The sequence below is a fragment of the Xanthocytophaga flava genome (assembly GCF_030068545.1).
Classification (GTDB): domain Bacteria; phylum Bacteroidota; class Bacteroidia; order Cytophagales; family 172606-1; genus Xanthocytophaga; species Xanthocytophaga flava.
Window position 1 is genome coordinate 162,813 of the sequence record NZ_JASJOR010000021.1, and the last position, 17,809, is coordinate 180,621.

The following is a 17,809-nucleotide window of genomic DNA, read 5'->3' on the forward strand; positions in this document are numbered from 1 at the left end:
ATATAGAATATATCCTAGTCTTCGAATAAGCTTTTTTGATAGGCAGGCACGGTAAAAGAAAAAGTACTGCCATCACCTTTGCTACTGACAGCTTTGATGGTTCCTCCCCATTGAGTAATAAACTCTTTACATAACATAAGGCCTAAGCCTGTACCCTTTTCATTCGCAGTCCCTACAGTAGAATGATTGTGATTCTGCGAGGTAAATAGGTTGCCTAATGTAGTAGGACTCATACCTATACCATTATCTATTATATCAATTGTTATTTGTGTTCCAGTTCGTTTTGCTCTTACTTCCACTTTCCCTTTGGAATTTGTGAATTTAATAGCATTCATCAACAAATTACGCAATACAATATTGAAGATATTTTTATCAATAAAAGCATAGAGTTCTTCTGCAACATCTCCTTTCACTACTATTAATTTATCTGCAGCAGTAGGTTCAACCAGACTCAGATTATCTGTAATCAGAACAGCCAGATCAACCACTTCTGCCTGACTACTGAAAGTATTCATCTGTACCCGAGACCAATGCAGCAAGTTTTCTAATAAAGTATTCACATTATTAAAAGACTTACTCATGCCTTTTACCAACACTTTTATGTCTTCTTTAGATAAAGAATCAATGTTGCTAGCCAGCAAGCCTGAAAATCCTCTAAAGGAATTCATAGGAGATCTCAAATCATGAGCAATGATTGAAAAGAGGCGGTTCTTAGAATCATTTAACTCCTTTAACTGTACAGCGGAAGCCTTTAATTCCTCATTAGTTTGTTGAATCTTTTCGTTTTGCCCACGCATATCCTGAAGCAGGCGATAATTCTGCCTTGCAATCTTATCCATTAAATATTTATAATAGATTAATGCAATTACAATAAAAGCAACACCTTCTACTGTAATGATGGTACGTAATAAAGAAAGGTTTATATTATTTATTTTTAAAAACTTAAACGGAAAAACAGTCAATGCAAAATCAACTGAAAAGAGAAGAGCACAAATAAAAACTAAACTTCCTATAAAATACCTTGTTTCTATAGCACGAAATATCAACAATGGAATAATCAATGAAGCGAAAAACAGAGGCTTGGTAATAGTGCTATGAGTAGCACCAGGTAATTGTGCAACGAGAGCAATTACATATATAGAAAGAGGTAATGCATTGACAAGAAAAACTCTGGCAATCAAATGATTCCCACGTCGCAATATAAGAAAGCTAAGTAAACAACTGAGTAAGGGAAGTGCAACTACCAGATAAGACTTTTGGAGTCCAATACACAAAAAGGGAATTGTAAACAACACACAGGTTACAATAATCCAGTTTGTCAATGTAATACTGATTCTTAATCTATTGTTATAGAAAGGTTGAAGTCCATTGGAAGAAATGCTCTGCATCCAGTGGCGAAAAAAACGCCAGATAGACGAATCATGTGAGGAAGTGCTGGTTTTTCTTCCCAAACTTTGTTGTGTGTCAATAACAACGTCATCAAGTACCGGATAAGGCATGGCAGTAATATTGTAATAACAATAGAAAGGAGCACTTCAAGTATTATGTCATATGATTTTCCCCCTAACGAAACAAAATCTATACCCTGAATAACACTCAAATGTACAAAACATTCGGATAGAGCATTTTCAGGCAAATGCTACACAACGTAAGTTTTTATGAGAGAATAAAGAGATGTGAATAAAAAAATAGAAGAAAGGAAATAATCCGCAAACTAACTGCCTTTTACACCTTGTTACCTTTTTGAATCAATAACCACCTTACTAACCAATCAGAATCTTAGAATTGATGTGATAATCAAACGAAAATCTATCTAATAAACGTATCATTACCAACCAAAACACCCCTCTTTTTCATAGGGTCAAATAATACGACAGCATAATTGCTATTATACTACTCAGGTAATAATTCTATATAAAATTAACCTCCGTATGTAATAAAACACCAAACCTTTCTTTAACCGATGTCTGTATGATTTCTGAAAGGTGTCGTATTTCTTCCCCGGTACCATTTCCGTAATTAACAAGTACTAAAGCCTGACGTGTATGAACTCCCACATTTCCTACACGAAAACCTTTCCACCCAGCTTGTTCAATAAGCCAGCCTGCAGGTATTTTCACATAACCTGATTCTGCCGGATAAGAAGGAATAGCTGGATTCTGCTGTTGTATCTGCTCGAATAAATCTTGTGGTATGACAGGATTTTTGAAGAAACTTCCGGCATTACCAATCTGTTTTGGATCAGGCAATTTACTTTGCCGGATATGAATAACTGCATCACTCACAGTACGTAATGAAGGAGTCTGCACTTCCATTTCCTGTAAGGTTTTCTGTATATCGCCATATGATATAGTATATGTCGTCGGATTTTTTACCAAACGGAATGTAACAGAAGTAATAATATATTGATCTTTCAATTCATGTTTGAAAACACTCTCCCGGTACCCAAACTTACAATCAGCATTCGTAAATAGTCTGAGTTGTCCTGTTTTACGATCTACGGCTTCCAGAGAATCAAATGTGTCTTTGATTTCTACCCCATAGGCTCCAATGTTTTGCATGGGTGCAGCACCTACAGTTCCCGGAATCAATGAAAGATTTTCGACTCCCCCCAGATTACGCTTAATACACTCTAAGACAAACTCATGCCATACTTCTCCTGCCCCTACCTGTAACCAAACATGAGTATCATCTTCTTTCAGCACACTAATTCCCTTTATTTGCATCAATACTACTAATCCTTCAAAGTAGTTCTTTGTAAACAACACATTGCTACCACCTCCCAGAAATAATACAGGAGTATTTTGAAACTGCTCAGCCGTTATGATATCTCTCAGCGTTTCTATATCTTCTGCCTTAGCCAGATAGTGAGCCTGTGCTTCTATGCCAAAAGTATTGAAGGGTTTCAGCGAACAATTTTGCTCGTAATGAAACGTAGTATTTTCGTTCATGCCCGAAAGATACGGTAAATTGCCTGTGCGAATCAATATGTGGCTTTCAAAAATATGCTTCGCATTATTTCTACACTCTGAGTTGTCTCGAATTATAGCTTGAGACTTGCCTACCAGTATAACATGATGGAGCAAAAGTTTTGTTGTGGATTATTCTATGCAAGCAACTTTTGCGGTGAATTCCGATCAAAAAATGTTTTGCCGTGAGTTATGCACAAGCGAAAAAAATGATCGAAACTCCAGTCAAAATAAAAAATGATCAGAGTTCTGCATAAAATCAAAACTGCCATGAATACTATGCAAAATATCTGTTGATTAATGCTATTGTCTTGCCCTTGCTAAAAAATAGCTTGCACGGAACTATGCGCAAACAAAAACTTTCACTACAAAAGTGACTTCTTGTAGTGAAAGTTTGGCAGGAATTATATTCTGAAGTTAATCTTGTTAAGCTAGAAGCCTAATGTAAGTCTTAACCCAGGATAAACATGTCTGAAGAGATCATTAAAATACAATTCAGGTTCAAGCCTCAAACGTTGCAACCCTTTGCTGGACATATAAGGCGAAAATGCTGTAGAAATCCTGAAAGTGTTCGGGCGAAAAAAATCTCCTTGTCGACGGATCAGATATCCTACCTTCAATTCAGCCCATTGAATCTTTCGGTTATTCCAGCTATTTCTTTGCACATCGCTGGACTTGAATCCTGCTATACCTACAGAAATAAAATCATTGGAATGAATTGTTATTTGATTATCATTATCTCTGCCAAACGCAAAGAACCGTTCCCAGCCAATCAGAAACCCATCCGACTGTGTAGTGCTATAGGCAAGCCCTCTTTTATATGGAATCTGTGGCAAAAATATAATATTGGCCCCAAGACTAGGCATAAAGGTATTGCCAACCAATCCCATACCAAAACGCGGTATAATTAAAATCTGATCAGGTTTAAGTTGTTTATTTAGCCGTACAGATGCAGGAGTCTGCATTCCGGTATATGTTACTTCAGAAGCCCATATATGCGAATCAAATACACTTCTCTTTTCTGTGTTTTTCATATCACTTATTAGCTTTTCAATCGTAGGATTTAATTTTCCCTGAATAATTTTTTCCAGATCATCCAAAGAGTTAACTAAAAAATAGATTCGAAAATGCCGGCTGATAGATGCGGGTGTCTGTATAGCTTCTCCTTTCGCATTATTTCTTATTTCACCAGGCGTTAAGGGTTTTATTACTGAAAATCCCTGTTCAATCACAATGGTATCCTGTGCCGCTTTGACTAGTAAATTTTCATCAGTCTGGAAGTCAATTTGTGTATGACTCATAGGATATCTCCAGAAACGCATGTTTCGTTCCTGTTTCTTTAATCTGTATAGAACCTTTAGGGATTCTGTAGAGGAGCTTAGTGAATCTTTTATCTGACTTAGATCCTGCAGAAAGATTGTTAACAAAGAATCTATATTACGAAATCGTAATAGATCTGCATTGTCCTGTAAGCCTATTATTACTTTATTCTCATTTTCCAGTGGAATAATAAGCTGCCGATCTTCTTTCACAAAAGGGGCCTTTTTTATAGAGGAAGGCTTATCTGTAAGCCAATCATCGGTAGTGGTTTGGGCAAATGAAATCCGGGCTATGCCCAACATGAGCATAGTACAACATAAAAGATGTTTCATAAAATCAATTCTGTTTTCTGGTAAGAGTAATAGTGAGTTTGGGTGTATGATCGTCAGTAGCCTGTTGTTTTACCACAAAATATGGGTCGTCCTGTATGTCTGAATAATTTGTAGAACGCGGTAGTTCATTGGCATGGACTACCCTGAAAGGCTTATGTGCTTTTGCTATTTGGGAAGGTTTAATAACATTCTGAGATATAGAATCGCTACTCTTCAATGATGTTGTATCAACCAAAGCCAGAGGTGTCTCAATACGTTGTTTTTGTATTACAGGTATAGTAGTGGTTTTTATACTATATAGCGTATCCTTTTTCTCTACCTTATTAGTAACAACTCTTTCTGTATAGGTTGAGTCATTACTCTTTTCAAGCTTAAGCGTAGCTTTAGAATAAGCTGACTTTAATTGGTTCAACTCCATAGCATATACATTTAACTGTTGTTGCTGCAAATAAAATTGCCATATCACAGTTGTTACCAGCAAAAAGACAGCGATTCCAGCAGCAATGCGAAACCACAGTACTTTACGAGAAGTTCTTTTTGGCTCTAATTGAGGCTGTAGCTGTTGCCAGAACCGATCCTGACGAAACCCAGTTGAAGAAGGGGTGTCTTCCGTCTGATGGACAACATCACGAAACAAACGGTCAATATCTTCGGGTGGTATGTTCATAACCTTGTTTGATTAACCAGCTCTGAAGCAAAGCTCTTGCCCGGCTGAGTTGTGATTTGGATGTATTTTCACTGATTCCCAATTGTTCTGCAATTTCCGCATGAGAATACCCTTCAATGACATATAAATTAAAAACGGTTCGATAACCAGTTGGAAGCTGTAAAATAAGGCTGTAAATCATTTCAGAGTTCAGCTGTGATTCAACAGTAGCATTTTCTGGAATAATCACATCTTCTTCATGCATCAGCAAAGACAAATTTTTTGTTTTGCGCAGATACATAAGTGCCGCATTGACCATTATTCGTTTTAACCAGGCTTCCAGACCATTATCATCCCGGTATTCGAAGGAATGGAGTGTCTCAAAAAAACGTAGGAATCCATTCATCAACACTTCTTCTGCGTCAAATTCATTACGCATGTATCGTAAACACAATCGATACAACCGATTGGAATACAGCTCGACCAGTTGCCGCTGAGCAAACATATTGCCTTGTCTACACGACTCCAGTAAAGCCTTTTTCATTGGTATTGGTTTAGGTTTGTATTGTTTTAATGCACCTTTCTACTGGAAGGTTGCATTGAAAATATAATTTTTCACAACATCTGATAATGAAAGGTATCTCATAGTATGTGTTCTCATTTAGAATATCTCACAAATACTTGACAATGGTTATATTTTTTCAAATATTCGTAACTAATTACGTAATTAATTACGAATATGGATTTAATGAAAGATCTGGGTGCATTGGCATTTGGAAGTCGGCTCAAGCGACTCAGTGATAAAATCATGAAACAAGCCAACAGTGTATACCAGGATTATGGTTTGGACTTTGAACCCAAGTGGTTTCCTTTATTTTATATACTCAGCCAAAAATCAGAATTAGGCATCATGGAGATTGCTGATAACCTTGGCATTAGCCATCCGGGAGTAATTCAACTAGCCAAAGAACTGGAGAAAAAAGGCTGGATTACATCTGCTAAATCTAAAACAGATGCACGAAAGCGTATTCTTACACTAACTAAAAAAGGCAAATTGCTATTACCCAAGCTACAGGATATCTGGGAAAAAATTCGTCAGGTGAATGAAGATCTCATTAATAACCGACAACACAATCTAATACTGGCCATAACTGAGGTTGAAGATTTACTGACAGAAAAAGAATACCTGATTCGTTTCAAAGAATTTCATCATTTGTAAAATCAAACCTATTCAGTTTATGGAAACCATACGAATTCTCGATTACCAACCACAGTTTGCAGAAGATTTCAAAAGGCTTAACATTGCTTGGATCTCCAAATATTTTGTAGTAGAGCCACATGATCTGGAACAGCTGGATCATCCATATGAACACATACTCCATGATGGCGGCCAGATCCTTTTTGCACTTCAGGGTGATACAGTTGTTGGTACAGTTGCACTAGTCAAAGTAGATAATTCGACAATGGAGCTAGCCAAAATGGCGGTAGACGAAAATGTAAGAGGCTTGGGTATTGGAAAAAAATTGTGTCTGGCAGCTATCGAAAAAGCCAGAGAATCTGGAACCAAGCACCTGTTTCTGGAGTCAAATCGAAAACTTGCACCCGCCCTGGCTTTGTATACCACTGTTGGCTTTCAGGAAGTAGCCATGCAGGACACACCCTATTCCCGCGCTGACATTCGGATGGCGATGGACTTTGAGTAAATTATAACTATACAAAACAACAAAGGTGAACTTATAAGTCCACCTTTGTACCTTATTTCATTTTAATAATTGTCACCCCAGATCCACCTCGGTCAGCATGCTCATCATTCATAGAGGCAATTTCGCGATAACGGCGTAGATGATTCCGAATCAGATTACGCAGAATACCATCACCCTTCCCATGTACAATACGTAACTCTGACGACCCCAGCATAATACCCTGATCAATCCAGGCATCAACCTCGGTCAAAGCTTCCTCACCCCGTTTGCCACGCAAATCCAGTTGTGTACTGAAATTTGCCATTTTCTCATTCATATCAATTCCCTGCATCCGAGGCTGGTTCTCCACCGTTTGTTGACGGTATTCTTTCCGGCTTATTTTCTCCAGGCGATTGATTTTAACATTGGACTTCAGTTCACCGATTCTGATTTCGGCATCCTTCCCTTTGATGCTTAATACCTCTCCTACGGTGTTCTGTCCTTTAATACGAACTAGATCACCTTCCTCTATGGTTCCGCCAATCACTTTAATCTCAGGAGCAGGCTCCAGTTCTACTACTACATCTTCCGGTTTCAGTTTCTTCTCAAAATCTGCTAAATCCTGACGAAGCATTTTGGTTAAATCTTTCTCCGCTTTGACTTCACGTATTTCCCGAATGGTAGTTTCAATTTTCTGGTTGGCATCTTTGACTAATCGGCGGGCATCCTCTTTAGCCTTATTTAACAGTTGTTTGCGCCCTGTCTCCAGCTCGTTTTTCAATGTACTGTACTTGGCCAGAGTTTCATTCAATGTTTTTTCTTTGGCCTGCAATTCACGATTCTGCTCAGCAAACTTTTGTTTTTCTGTTTCAAGCTCACGCAACATCTTATCAAAATCAACCTGAGTCGTTCCTACTTTCTGTTTTGATTTTGTTACAATCTCACGAGGTAAGCCAATTTTCTGAGCAATCTCAAAAGCAAATGAACTTCCCGGTCTGCCAATCTCCAGTTGATACAAGGGTTCCAGATGTTCTGCATCAAAACGCATAGCGGCATTGGCAACACCTTCCGTACGATTAGCATAAGCTTTCAGATTGCCATAGTGTGTATTTAGCACACCGAAAGCCTTCTTCTGTTGCAATGCATCCAGAATAGTTTCAGCAATAGCTCCTCCCATACCTGGCTCAGTACCTGTACCGAATTCATCAATTAAGAACAATGTATTTTTGTCTGCATGTTGCAGAAAATACTTCATGTTTGTCAGGTGTGAACTATAGGTACTCAGGTCATTCTCCAACGACTGCTCATCGCCAATGTCAATAAAGATATCACGGAACAGTCCAATCTGTGAATGGTCGTCCATACATACCAATAAGCCACACTGAAACATATATTGAGTCAGACCTACCGTTTTCAAAGCAATGGATTTTCCTCCAGCATTAGGTCCTGAGATAACCAATATTCGTTGCTTTTCTTCCAGTTTGATACTTAACGGGATAACTGACTTGCCTTGTTTCTGAAATGAAAGATATAACAATGGATGTCTCGTGTTTTCCCAAATCAAAATCGTTTTCTTTGAGAAAATTGGCAGATTAGCCTGCGTACGAAGGGCAAATTTTGCTTTAGCTCTGATAAAATCTATTAGTCCCAGAAATGTATAAGCCTTCTTAAGGTTAGGCACATGTGGGCGTAGCCGATCTGTCAGATGTGTTAGAATACGAATTATCTCACGTTTCTCCCGATACCCTAGTTCAGTGATCTCGTTGTTCAAATCGAAGATCTCAACTGGTTCCAGATAAATAGTTTGTCCGGTAGCGGATTCATCCTGAATAAATCCTTTTATCTTACGTTTATGTTCAGCTGCAACCGGAATTACCATACGTCCATTACGGATTGTTGCCGAAGCATCATCTGATGTGTATCCCTGATTGATGGATTGCTTTAATATACTCTCCAGCTTTTTACGTAGATTTGCCTGTTCAGCGATAATCTGTCTGCGAATAGTCTGCAATTCGGGAGATGCATCATCGCGCAGTTTACCCCGCTGATCAATCACCCGGTCAATATCTTTTAGTAGAGTTGAATCAATATCAATAGCCTGAGTTAGTTCTTTAAGCTGAGGAAATACGTTTTCTTCCTGATTTTTAAAAAAAATCAGACAATCATAAATTGTACGCAAAGATAATTTTATCTCAAAGAACTCTTCTTCTGTCAAAAACATGCCTTCAATAGCTGCTTTTGCCAAGTGAGGCACTGCATCAATAAAGTTAGAGGAAGGAAATTCATCTACATGAAGCAGCATGATCGTCTTCATCTCCGCAGTTTGCCGCACCAACTTATCTATCATATCGTAGTCATTGGAGAAACGCATTTTTTCGACAAAGGCTTTTCCTAATGTTCCACTACACTCCTGCTTGATCCATTCTCTAATCTGATCAAAGCCTAACTTCTGTTCTAAATTTTTAGGATATAACATAATTCTTCCCTATCCCATACAACAGGGATTTTCACATAGTTTCAGTTAAAATATTTTCTTAGTTTTTTTTGGGTTCGGATAGAATCCAGATTTATTTTTTCTGGCATCTTTCCTTCCGATTGTCTTGCAGTCAATGTATCAACTACTGCTGTATAAATTTCGTTCATCAACTTAATGTGTTGTACATAAAACCGATAGCTATCATGATACTGCGTTGAGTCTGTTTTAAAATCCTTCAATATCTTTTTTTCCAGATATTTGTAATAAAACTGTGTAGAATCACTGGTTCTGAAACCTGCCTGCTGCGCTTTAGCCTCTGCAATATGTACTTCTACCAGTATAGCAACCATCTGCTCTTTACTTAATGCTCCAGCAGGAGGCTTAGGGTCTGTAACACATGCACTTAGTAAAAATGCAACACATACTACTATTTTCTTATACTTCATACAACAAAGTTATAAATACTATTTCAGATTTGGCGAATAGACGTGTGCATTCGCACTCAAATTTTATTCCAGATACAGCTATTTTTTAACAAGCAAAGCGTATTATTTTTCATTATATACCCCTTTCCATCAAATTTGCGTTGCTATACTATCTCTTACCCGTGAAAACCATCTATCTTTGCCAGCTTAAATCCAGACGATTCTATGCGTGACATTATATCCAGGCTCCGAAAATTCCAGATTCGCATCCGAAAGGCTGTAACAACACAAATGCATGGTGACTTACATTCTGTTTTTAAAGGCAACGGACTGGAATTTAATGACCTGAGAGCCTACCAATATGGTGATGATGTACGCACGATTGACTGGAACTCCAGTGCCAAAGGACATGGCACGTTTGTAAAATTGTTTCGGGAAGAAAGAGAACAAACTGTGTTTTTTATGCTGGATGTCAGTGCATCACAACAAGTTGGTAAAAAAGGACAGAGCAAAATAGATCTGGCCAAAGAAATCTGTGGAGTACTGGCACTCTCTGCTCTACAGGAACAAAGCCAGGTAGGAGTAGTATGTTTTTCAGATCAGAAAGAAAAGTATGTCAAACCGGATAAAGGGCTTCAACAAGGCTACTTATTAATATCAACCTTGTTTAAACTGGAAGCACGTTCTACCAAAACGAATCTCCGTAGTGCAATGGGCTTTGTTTTGAACATCATTCGCAGAAGAAGCGTTATTGTGCTTATCTCTGATTTTATTGATAGTGATTACGAAACTACGCTGAAAGCCCTGGCAAAAAAACATGATCTGGTCGTGATCCATATATTAGACAAACGAGAGACAGAGCTCCCTAAGCTAGGTATCATTCCCATTTATGATGAAGAAACCGGACAAATGGTATGGAGAAACACCTCATCGCCACGTTTTCAGAGACGTATGCGTAGTACATTTCAGCAACAGCAACAAGAACTGGAGCGAATTTGCCGTCAGAATGAAGCGAATTATCTGGCAGTACAAACCAATGAAGACTTTGTACCAGCACTAGTGCGACTGTTCAGAGTTCGTAATCAATAGTTTTATTCCAACATAATCATACTGTTAGTGCCTTTTGTCTATGCAGAAGTTACACATAAATACCACTACATCTCTATTTGGCAAGTATCAAAAATCAATACAATGGATTTTTCCAGTTATTATACTCTTATCTCAACTATTCTCTCCATGTCTTGCTCAGGAGCTCAAACCTCATGGTAAATTTTTGGTTGATAGTGCTAAAATCGGACTTCCAATAAGATATACACTTAGTTTCAGACATCCGGCTGAGATGCAGGTTATCTTTCCGGATTCCGGATACAACTTTTCTCCTTTCGAATGGGATCATAAAGATTATTTTCCTACACGTACAGATGCCAAAGGGAGTATAGACAGCGTCGTGTATACTTTTACTACTTTTAATATAGCACCCATCCAAAAACTTCAGCTACCTGTCTATATTGTTCAACAAAAGGATTGTACTACAGTGTATGCAACCATAGACTCAGTTGTTGTACAACAACTTCTTGGACAACCATCTCGTTTTCTTTCTCCAAAGACCAATGTTGAATACATTCCTGTACCACAAACACTTGATTATCGCTTGATATTGGCCATAATCCTGGCCTCAGGACTTTTAATTTTGTTATTATACCTACTTTTTGGGCGTCAGATCAAACGACAATATCGTTTATATCGACTCTGGAGAGAACATCGCAGTTTTGTAAGCCATTACGAAAAACTACGTCGTAAAGTTCGCCAGCAAAAAGAAACCTCTGCGGTAGAAATGACAGTTGTCTTATGGAAACAATATATGGAATTATTACACAATAAGCCGTATAGTTCCTATACTACTAAAGAAATTACTGAGATTATTTCTAATTCCAAGCTATCAGATTCACTTCAGATCGCAGACCGTGCCATTTATGGAAACAGTATGCCGGAAGAGATCTATGGAGCATTGCGTAACCTGCAAATGACAGCAGAATCTTTTTATAAACGAAAACGGGTTGAAGTTGCATCTAAACGGTAAACCAGGATTTTCTTCTAAAGAAAATCAACAGGCACTAAAGTTGTGTCGTCATTTTTAAGATAGTTATCAATCATCCTAATTTATTTTGTGAGACATTTTGAGTGTAGATACTCAAGGGAGTCATGACTTTAATTATCCTATCCAAATGAAATTTATTTTGATACTTTTTCTCGGCATTAGCAGTGCTTTTACCTACTCGCATGCACAAATTGTAGACAGTACTCAATACAAAATAGATAGTGCATCCATTAAGAAAAATACTACCATCAAAAAAGATACACTAAAAAGCGATACTATCAAACGGGATACGGTCAAACCTCCTGCAAAGCCAACTCCCCCTCCACCTCCTAGCTGGACCTATGTCTTAGGTTTAGATGGAATGATTAATTCGGGTAATGTTAACCGAAAACTGTTAACCTTACGATTAGGGTTAAATCATGAGAATCCAAATTCTATCTGGGGATTTTACTCATCCCCCCGCTTTCAATATGGTACCAACAATGAGGTATTACAGGAACGTGAAGTTTTTTTTGATTTTAATAATACCTGGTTTTATAGTCAACATGATGTGTATGGACTATTGTTTGGCATTTATGAACAAAGCAATCTGCGACAAATCAATGATCGATTGAATATTGGTGTAGGTGTAGGCTGGCGGATTATTGGAGGCAAACGGTTACCCAGCTCACGAGTCCAGGTTTCTATAAGTAATGCATTTCTGCGTGAAGCAACGGATTTTATTTCCAGTGACACAGAAGATTTAAATGTATTACGCAATTCAACACGTTTCAGATTTCGGGTAGAGATTATTAGAGAGAAACTGACTCTTCAAAGTACTATATTCTTCCAGCCTGCTATTAATAGGAAAAATCTGAGATGGAATTCCATCTCACAACTTGTATTTAAACTCAACAAACATTTTTCGCTTACCTCAACACTGGATAATTCCTATGAGAGTTATAATGTAGCAGGAGTAAAAAGTTCTCAGTTGAATTCTACTCTTGGTTTGAGTTATACAGGATCAAAATAAATATATTACAATTAAAGCCTATAGCCAGACTTTCTCATTGTGGCTATAGGCTTTAACTATTTATTTATCACTTAGCATAATTGGTGTATTGCTGCGTCCATTCAGTATAATTACTTTCGCATTAGGAGACAATGCAATATCTTTTTGAGCCTTTATTAACTCATATTGTAATTGTTTGTCAGTCAATCCTGTAGATAAAATCTTTTGGTAATCAGCAATACCTTGGGCTTCTACTCTCTTACGATCTGCTTCCTGGCGTTCTTTAGCCAATACAAATTGCATCTTTTGTGATTCTTGTTCCGCATTAATTTTTGATTCGATTGCCAGCTTTACAGATTCAGGCAAGTTAATATTTCGCACCAGTAGCTGTTCAAGCATTAGTCCACGAGCCTTGAAGTCGGCTTCGATTGTCTTAAAGATACGATCCTGAAACTCATCACGTTTTACAGAATACAGCGATACTGCATCATAATAAACAGCATTGTCACGAATCTTGGTACGGGTAATAGGACGTACAATTTTATTCCGGTAGTCTGTACCCATTTCACGCAGAATCCGGGGAGCCTCCTTATCTATTACCCGATAGAGTACAGTTAGGTCAATCACAACTTCCAAACCATCTGCAGTAAGTACTCTGATAGCATCCCCTCCTGCCTGATCTCCTTCATCATGTACACTTGACATAGTATAATTCTGGGTTTTGGTATCAAATGTAGTGATGTCTACAAATGGGTTTACCATATGCAGGCCGCTTTCCAAAATATCCGGCTGCACCTTACCAAACAAACTTTTAACACCTACTTCCCCTACATCAATCTGTTTGATAGTTGAAGTAAGCACCCCAATGCCTATAATAGCAACAGCAATCCACTTAAGTACAATGCTGGTACCTCCCATACGAGGATTATTTCTAGGAATAGAAAATCCAACAATAAGAATAATTAATCCAAGGATTAGTAAAAACATAAGGTTTAGGATCTAATGTCTATTTTAAAATAGAATAAAGTTCTATCTACCAATTAGTGACTAATTTGGTATTATGTAACCTTTGAAAGAAAGGAAAAGATTATACTATATTTCCTTTATGCTAACGATTCTTCATTTGTATGAATAGGATCTAGTCTTACATCTGTATCATCTTGTTCATAAACCTCATTATATTTGTTTTCTGTGTTGTCTTTTATATTAAAAACCAACCTTCTATGCACTATACTATTGACTGCCGGAATACGTCGGAACATATATTAAACATCACCCTGCACATTGAACAGGTAGATACACCCGTAGTTGATCTGCAACTTCCAGCATGGCGTCCGGGAAGATATGAACTATCTAACTATGCGAAGAATATCTTATCTGTCAGAAGTCACACTACTAATCAGGAGCCATTGTTTATAGAAAAGATTACCCGTGAACGCTGGCGCATCCATATGAATGGCAATACAGAAGCTACAGTTAACTATGAATATTATGCACAACAGATGGATGCAGGTAATTCGTGGCTTGATGAAAATCTGGTATACATCAACTTTATCAACTGTTTGTTTTATGTGACAGAACGAATGGATGAACCTTGCCATGTCAAACTCCTTTTTAACAACTCCTATACAGTTGGGTGTGGACTAAAAGCCATAGAGCCTTATTCCTTGTATGCGAAAGATTATTATGAGCTTGCAGACAGTCCCATGATGGCCTCTGCCAGCCTGCAACATTATACCTATCATATAGACCAAATACCTTTCCATATATGGGTACAAGGAGGAGAAGGAATGTTAAACTGGGAAAAAGTTTTGGAAGATTTCCGTCAGTTTACAGAAGTACAAATTAACACAATGGGCGAATTTCCCCAAAGAGATTATCATTTCTTACTATTTCTTCTTCCTTACCAACACTATCATGGTGTAGAACACCGAAATTCTACAGTAATGACCCTAGGACCTGCCGAACAGATAGGTCACTCACTTTATGAAGAATTGATGGGCTTAGCCTCTCATGAACTTTTCCATGCATGGAATATCTGTACAATACGTCCTAAGGAATTATTACCCTATGATCTCACACAGGAAAACTATTTTCCAACGGGCTATGTAGCAGAAGGAGTTACCACCTATTATGGAGATTTATTTCTCGCACGATCCGGATTCTTCGATCCTTCCCGTTATTATGCTGAAATCACCCGCACCTTTAACCGGCATTTTATGCAAAGTAATGCAGCCCGCTTATCTTTGATTGAGTCGTCTTTTGATCTGTGGGTAGATGGCTATAGTGCGGGTGTGCCCAATCGAAAAGTATCCATTTATCACAAAGGTGCCCTTGCTGCCTTTATTCTGGATATGGAAATACGCAGATCCACAAATGATCAGAAGTCACTTGATACAGTTATCCAATTGCTCTGGCAACGATTCGGAAAATCAGGAATTGGTTACACACATGATGACTATATAGCCATTGCAGAAGAAGTAGCAGGTCATTCACTGAAAGATTATTTTGCTGCTTGCATTACAGGAACAGAGCCTTTACAAAATTACCTGGCCAATGTGCTTGCCTATATAGGTTGTGTTTTACAGATATTCCCATTGGTAGATAAACCCGGTTGTGTAGAAATTCTTATAACTCCTGTACAGGAAAATGAGAGTAGAGAAAAATGGCTTCAAAATACGTCTGCCATTTCGCTCTATTAAACATGTAAATCTATTATTTCACAAATATCGATTTCACTATTGCTCAAACAAATGCATCACCAGATGTATCACAGGAGTAAAAAGTAATGATTATCAATCTTGTAAATTTTTTTTCAGGTTATATAGTTTAATTTATTAGTTTAATATTCTATCTTTGCGTCCCGAAAAATGGCGGACGGGTTCCGTCGATAACCATAAATACACACATGGCAGTAAAAATCAGATTAACACGTCGCGGACGTAAAAAGTTAGCAATCTATGATATTATCGTTGCTGACGCTAAAGCACCACGGGATGGTCGCTTCATTGAAAAAATCGGTAACTACAATCCTAACACTAACCCGGTTTCTGTAACTCTAAATACAGACCGCGCATTGGATTGGTTGCTTAAAGGGGCTCAGCCTACAGACACTGCTCGCACTATTCTTTCTCATGAAGGTCTATTGCTGAAAAAACACTTGCAAGTAGGGGTTCTGAAAGGAGCTATTACTCAGGAACAAGCAGATGCAAAGTTCGAAGACTGGAAAAAATCGAAAGAACAACAGGTTGAGAACAAAGTTGCAGGCATTGTTAAGAAGAAAGATGATGCAGCGAAAGCTCGTCTGGCAGAAGAAACCAAGAAAAAAGAAGCTCGTGCCGAAGCTATCGTCAAAAAAAATACTGTTGTGGAAGAAGCTCCAGCAGCCGAAGAGTCTACAGAATCTACTACAGAAGAACAAGCATAAGGTATTCTTACCCTATATTCAGAAAGGAGGAAAACGCAGGTTTTACCTCCTTTCTCTTTTATATAGAGTATACATATGCTAACATCCGGGCACTTTCGTTATCATCTAGTAGCCTATTTATTCTTTATTTTATCTCAAATCCGATACAAACAATTTGCAAATTCCCTTCTATTCTCTAGCCTATCAACATCAGAACATTCGACAACAGCTAATCGAACAAATGACTCTGGTACTTGATTCACACTGGTATATTCAGGGTGAACAGGTCAAGGCTTTTGAATCTAAATTTGCAGCATTCTGTCAAACGAATCATTGTATAGGTATATCTAATGGATTAGATGCTTTACACATTAGTCTACGGGCACTTGCTATTGGTCCAGGAGACGAAGTAATTGTATCTGCCCACTGTTTCATAGCTTGTGTATTAGCCATTACTCATACTGGCGCAACACCTGTCTTTGTAGAACCAGATATTTATACATACAATATCAATCCAACAGCCATTGAAGCATCCATTACTCCACGCACAAAAGCGATTATGGCAGTTCATATGTATGGACAGCCCTGTGATATGGAAGCTATTACTGGTATAGCAGATAAGTATAAACTGTGGGTTGTCGAAGATTTCGCTCAAGCCCAGGGAGCGAAATATGGCAACAAGCTTGTTGGAAGTTGGGGCCATATCAATGCCACCAGTTTTTATCCTGTTAAAAATCTGGGAGCATTGGGAGATGCAGGAGCCATTACTACTCCGGATGTAGAACTAGCAGAGATGGTACGTAAACTACAAAATTATGGCTCCAGCCAGAAATACTACTCAGATATACAGGGTTTCAACACTCGTCTTGACGAACTACAGGCGGCTCTATTGCATATAAAACTCCATTATTTGTCAGAATGGAATCAACAACGTCAGCAATTAGCCCACTATTATATCCGCTATCTTGCTGACCTCCCCTCAATCACCCTTCCGGTAATACTTCCTGAAGCTCATACAGTATGGCATCTATTTGTTATAAAAGTATCAGACCGCCAGGACCTCCAATCCTATCTTACCGAAAAAGGAATAGGTACAATGATACATTACCCTGTTCCACCTCATTTACAACAAGCATATAAGAATCTCGGTTACCAACGCGGTTCGTTTCCCATTGCGGAACTCATTGCGGATACCTGCCTTAGTCTTCCTCTTTACCCTGGCCTTTCATCAGACGCACAGGACTATATTATTCGCAATATCCGGGATTACTATTCCTAAACGTCAACCTTACTAATTTTTACCTAAGTATCCTTTCCTCACAAGCCTAACCAACTCATGACGTCCACCCAAATTTAAGACCGGTCAGAAGTGGAAAAATCGGCGGTGTTGAATAGTTGCGATTGCTCGTCCATCTGGCAAGGTGTGAGTCCTTTCAATGAGCTGTGAGGCCGGAACTGGTTGTA

Annotated in this window: 16 protein-coding genes; 8 read left to right on the top strand and 8 right to left on the bottom strand. The window is 38.3% G+C overall.

From position 1 onward, the window contains the following. Positions 1-14: 14 nt before the first annotated feature. The 5 genes from QNI15_RS26555 to QNI15_RS26575 all read right to left on the bottom strand — a co-directional run bounded on the left by QNI15_RS26555 (position 15) and on the right by QNI15_RS26575 (position 5,811). The gene (locus QNI15_RS26555) at positions 15-1,499 is read right to left on the bottom strand and encodes a sensor histidine kinase (protein ID WP_314034625.1); all 1,485 of its coding nucleotides are present in this window, start codon (positions 1,497-1,499) and stop codon (positions 15-17) included. Between the two features lie 411 nt (positions 1,500-1,910). Next, on the bottom strand, positions 1,911-2,951 hold the full coding sequence (gene murB, locus QNI15_RS26560) for a UDP-N-acetylmuramate dehydrogenase (RefSeq protein ID WP_314005757.1): 1,041 nt from the start codon (positions 2,949-2,951) through the stop codon (positions 1,911-1,913). 449 nt (positions 2,952-3,400) lie between these two features. Then, positions 3,401-4,621: a hypothetical protein gene (locus tag QNI15_RS26565; protein WP_314002072.1), complete on the bottom strand. Its 1,221-nt coding sequence runs from the start codon at positions 4,619-4,621 to the stop codon at positions 3,401-3,403. 4 nt (positions 4,622-4,625) lie between these two features. Beyond that, complete coding sequence (locus tag QNI15_RS26570) at positions 4,626-5,288, bottom strand: hypothetical protein (protein ID WP_314002070.1); 663 nt, start codon at positions 5,286-5,288, stop codon at positions 4,626-4,628. Further along, the gene (locus QNI15_RS26575) at positions 5,263-5,811 is read right to left on the bottom strand and encodes an RNA polymerase sigma factor (RefSeq protein ID WP_314002068.1); all 549 of its coding nucleotides are present in this window, start codon (positions 5,809-5,811) and stop codon (positions 5,263-5,265) included. The genes QNI15_RS26570 and QNI15_RS26575 overlap by 26 nt, the downstream gene beginning before the upstream one ends. 195 nt (positions 5,812-6,006) lie before the next feature. Between QNI15_RS26575 and QNI15_RS26580 the strand changes: the two genes are divergently transcribed. Further along, positions 6,007-6,486: a MarR family winged helix-turn-helix transcriptional regulator gene (locus QNI15_RS26580; RefSeq protein ID WP_314002066.1), complete on the top strand. Its 480-nt coding sequence runs from the start codon at positions 6,007-6,009 to the stop codon at positions 6,484-6,486. Between the two features lie 19 nt (positions 6,487-6,505). After that, on the top strand, positions 6,506-6,970 hold the full coding sequence (locus QNI15_RS26585; RefSeq protein WP_314034628.1) for a GNAT family N-acetyltransferase: 465 nt from the start codon (positions 6,506-6,508) through the stop codon (positions 6,968-6,970). Positions 6,971-7,022: 52 nt separating this feature from the next. On the opposite strand, the gene QNI15_RS26590 is transcribed toward QNI15_RS26585, so the two are convergent. Then, positions 7,023-9,425 (bottom strand): endonuclease MutS2, encoded by a 2,403-nt coding sequence (locus tag QNI15_RS26590; protein WP_314034630.1) that lies wholly within the window; start codon positions 9,423-9,425, stop codon positions 7,023-7,025. Positions 9,426-9,466: 41 nt separating this feature from the next. After that, positions 9,467-9,871, bottom strand: coding sequence for a DUF4296 domain-containing protein (locus tag QNI15_RS26595; protein WP_314034632.1), 405 nt, complete (start codon positions 9,869-9,871; stop codon positions 9,467-9,469). A gap of 204 nt (positions 9,872-10,075) precedes the next feature. Between QNI15_RS26595 and QNI15_RS26600 the strand changes: the two genes are divergently transcribed. The 3 genes from QNI15_RS26600 to QNI15_RS26610 all read left to right on the top strand — a co-directional run bounded on the left by QNI15_RS26600 (position 10,076) and on the right by QNI15_RS26610 (position 12,960). Then, positions 10,076-10,939, top strand: a complete 864-nt coding sequence (locus QNI15_RS26600) for a DUF58 domain-containing protein (protein ID WP_314034634.1) — start codon at positions 10,076-10,078, stop codon at positions 10,937-10,939. A 40-nt stretch (positions 10,940-10,979) separates the two neighbouring features. Continuing rightward, positions 10,980-11,930 carry a hypothetical protein gene (locus tag QNI15_RS26605; protein ID WP_314002056.1) on the top strand — a complete coding sequence of 317 codons (951 nt, stop codon included), beginning with the start codon at positions 10,980-10,982 and terminating at the stop codon, positions 11,928-11,930. Positions 11,931-12,075: 145 nt separating this feature from the next. Beyond that, the gene (locus tag QNI15_RS26610) at positions 12,076-12,960 is read left to right on the top strand and encodes a DUF481 domain-containing protein (RefSeq protein WP_314034636.1); all 885 of its coding nucleotides are present in this window, start codon (positions 12,076-12,078) and stop codon (positions 12,958-12,960) included. Positions 12,961-13,020: 60 nt separating this feature from the next. On the opposite strand, the gene QNI15_RS26615 is transcribed toward QNI15_RS26610, so the two are convergent. Further along, positions 13,021-13,926: a prohibitin family protein gene (locus tag QNI15_RS26615; RefSeq protein ID WP_314034638.1), complete on the bottom strand. Its 906-nt coding sequence runs from the start codon at positions 13,924-13,926 to the stop codon at positions 13,021-13,023. 236 nt (positions 13,927-14,162) lie between these two features. Between QNI15_RS26615 and QNI15_RS26620 the strand changes: the two genes are divergently transcribed. The 3 genes from QNI15_RS26620 (at position 14,163) to QNI15_RS26630 (ending at position 17,624) form a co-directional block, all read left to right on the top strand. Continuing rightward, the gene (locus QNI15_RS26620) at positions 14,163-15,641 is read left to right on the top strand and encodes a M61 family metallopeptidase (RefSeq protein WP_314034640.1); all 1,479 of its coding nucleotides are present in this window, start codon (positions 14,163-14,165) and stop codon (positions 15,639-15,641) included. Between the two features lie 206 nt (positions 15,642-15,847). Beyond that, a complete protein-coding gene (locus QNI15_RS26625; protein WP_314002048.1) occupies positions 15,848-16,366 on the top strand; it encodes a 30S ribosomal protein S16 in 519 nt (172 codons plus the stop codon). Positions 16,367-16,520: 154 nt separating this feature from the next. Further along, positions 16,521-17,624 (top strand): DegT/DnrJ/EryC1/StrS family aminotransferase, encoded by a 1,104-nt coding sequence (locus tag QNI15_RS26630; protein ID WP_314002046.1) that lies wholly within the window; start codon positions 16,521-16,523, stop codon positions 17,622-17,624. Positions 17,625-17,809: the final 185 nt, after the last annotated feature.

Excerpts from the sequence above, each read along its gene's own strand:
- QNI15_RS26555 (WP_314034625.1), bottom strand. The coding sequence starts at position 1,499 with ATGCCTTATCCGGTACTTGATGACGTTGTTATTGACACACAACAAAGT.
- murB (WP_314005757.1), bottom strand. The coding sequence starts at position 2,951 with ATGAACGAAAATACTACGTTTCATTACGAGCAAAATTGTTCGCTGAAA.
- QNI15_RS26565 (WP_314002072.1), bottom strand. The coding sequence starts at position 4,621 with ATGAAACATCTTTTATGTTGTACTATGCTCATGTTGGGCATAGCCCGG.
- QNI15_RS26570 (WP_314002070.1), bottom strand. The coding sequence starts at position 5,288 with ATGAACATACCACCCGAAGATATTGACCGTTTGTTTCGTGATGTTGTC.
- QNI15_RS26575 (WP_314002068.1), bottom strand. The coding sequence starts at position 5,811 with ATGAAAAAGGCTTTACTGGAGTCGTGTAGACAAGGCAATATGTTTGCT.
- QNI15_RS26580 (WP_314002066.1), top strand. The coding sequence starts at position 6,007 with ATGGATTTAATGAAAGATCTGGGTGCATTGGCATTTGGAAGTCGGCTC.
- QNI15_RS26585 (WP_314034628.1), top strand. The coding sequence starts at position 6,506 with ATGGAAACCATACGAATTCTCGATTACCAACCACAGTTTGCAGAAGAT.
- QNI15_RS26590 (WP_314034630.1), bottom strand. The coding sequence starts at position 9,425 with ATGTTATATCCTAAAAATTTAGAACAGAAGTTAGGCTTTGATCAGATT.
- QNI15_RS26595 (WP_314034632.1), bottom strand. The coding sequence starts at position 9,871 with ATGAAGTATAAGAAAATAGTAGTATGTGTTGCATTTTTACTAAGTGCA.
- QNI15_RS26600 (WP_314034634.1), top strand. The coding sequence starts at position 10,076 with ATGCGTGACATTATATCCAGGCTCCGAAAATTCCAGATTCGCATCCGA.
- QNI15_RS26605 (WP_314002056.1), top strand. The coding sequence starts at position 10,980 with ATGCAGAAGTTACACATAAATACCACTACATCTCTATTTGGCAAGTAT.
- QNI15_RS26610 (WP_314034636.1), top strand. The coding sequence starts at position 12,076 with ATGAAATTTATTTTGATACTTTTTCTCGGCATTAGCAGTGCTTTTACC.
- QNI15_RS26615 (WP_314034638.1), bottom strand. The coding sequence starts at position 13,926 with ATGTTTTTACTAATCCTTGGATTAATTATTCTTATTGTTGGATTTTCT.
- QNI15_RS26620 (WP_314034640.1), top strand. The coding sequence starts at position 14,163 with ATGCACTATACTATTGACTGCCGGAATACGTCGGAACATATATTAAAC.
- QNI15_RS26625 (WP_314002048.1), top strand. The coding sequence starts at position 15,848 with ATGGCAGTAAAAATCAGATTAACACGTCGCGGACGTAAAAAGTTAGCA.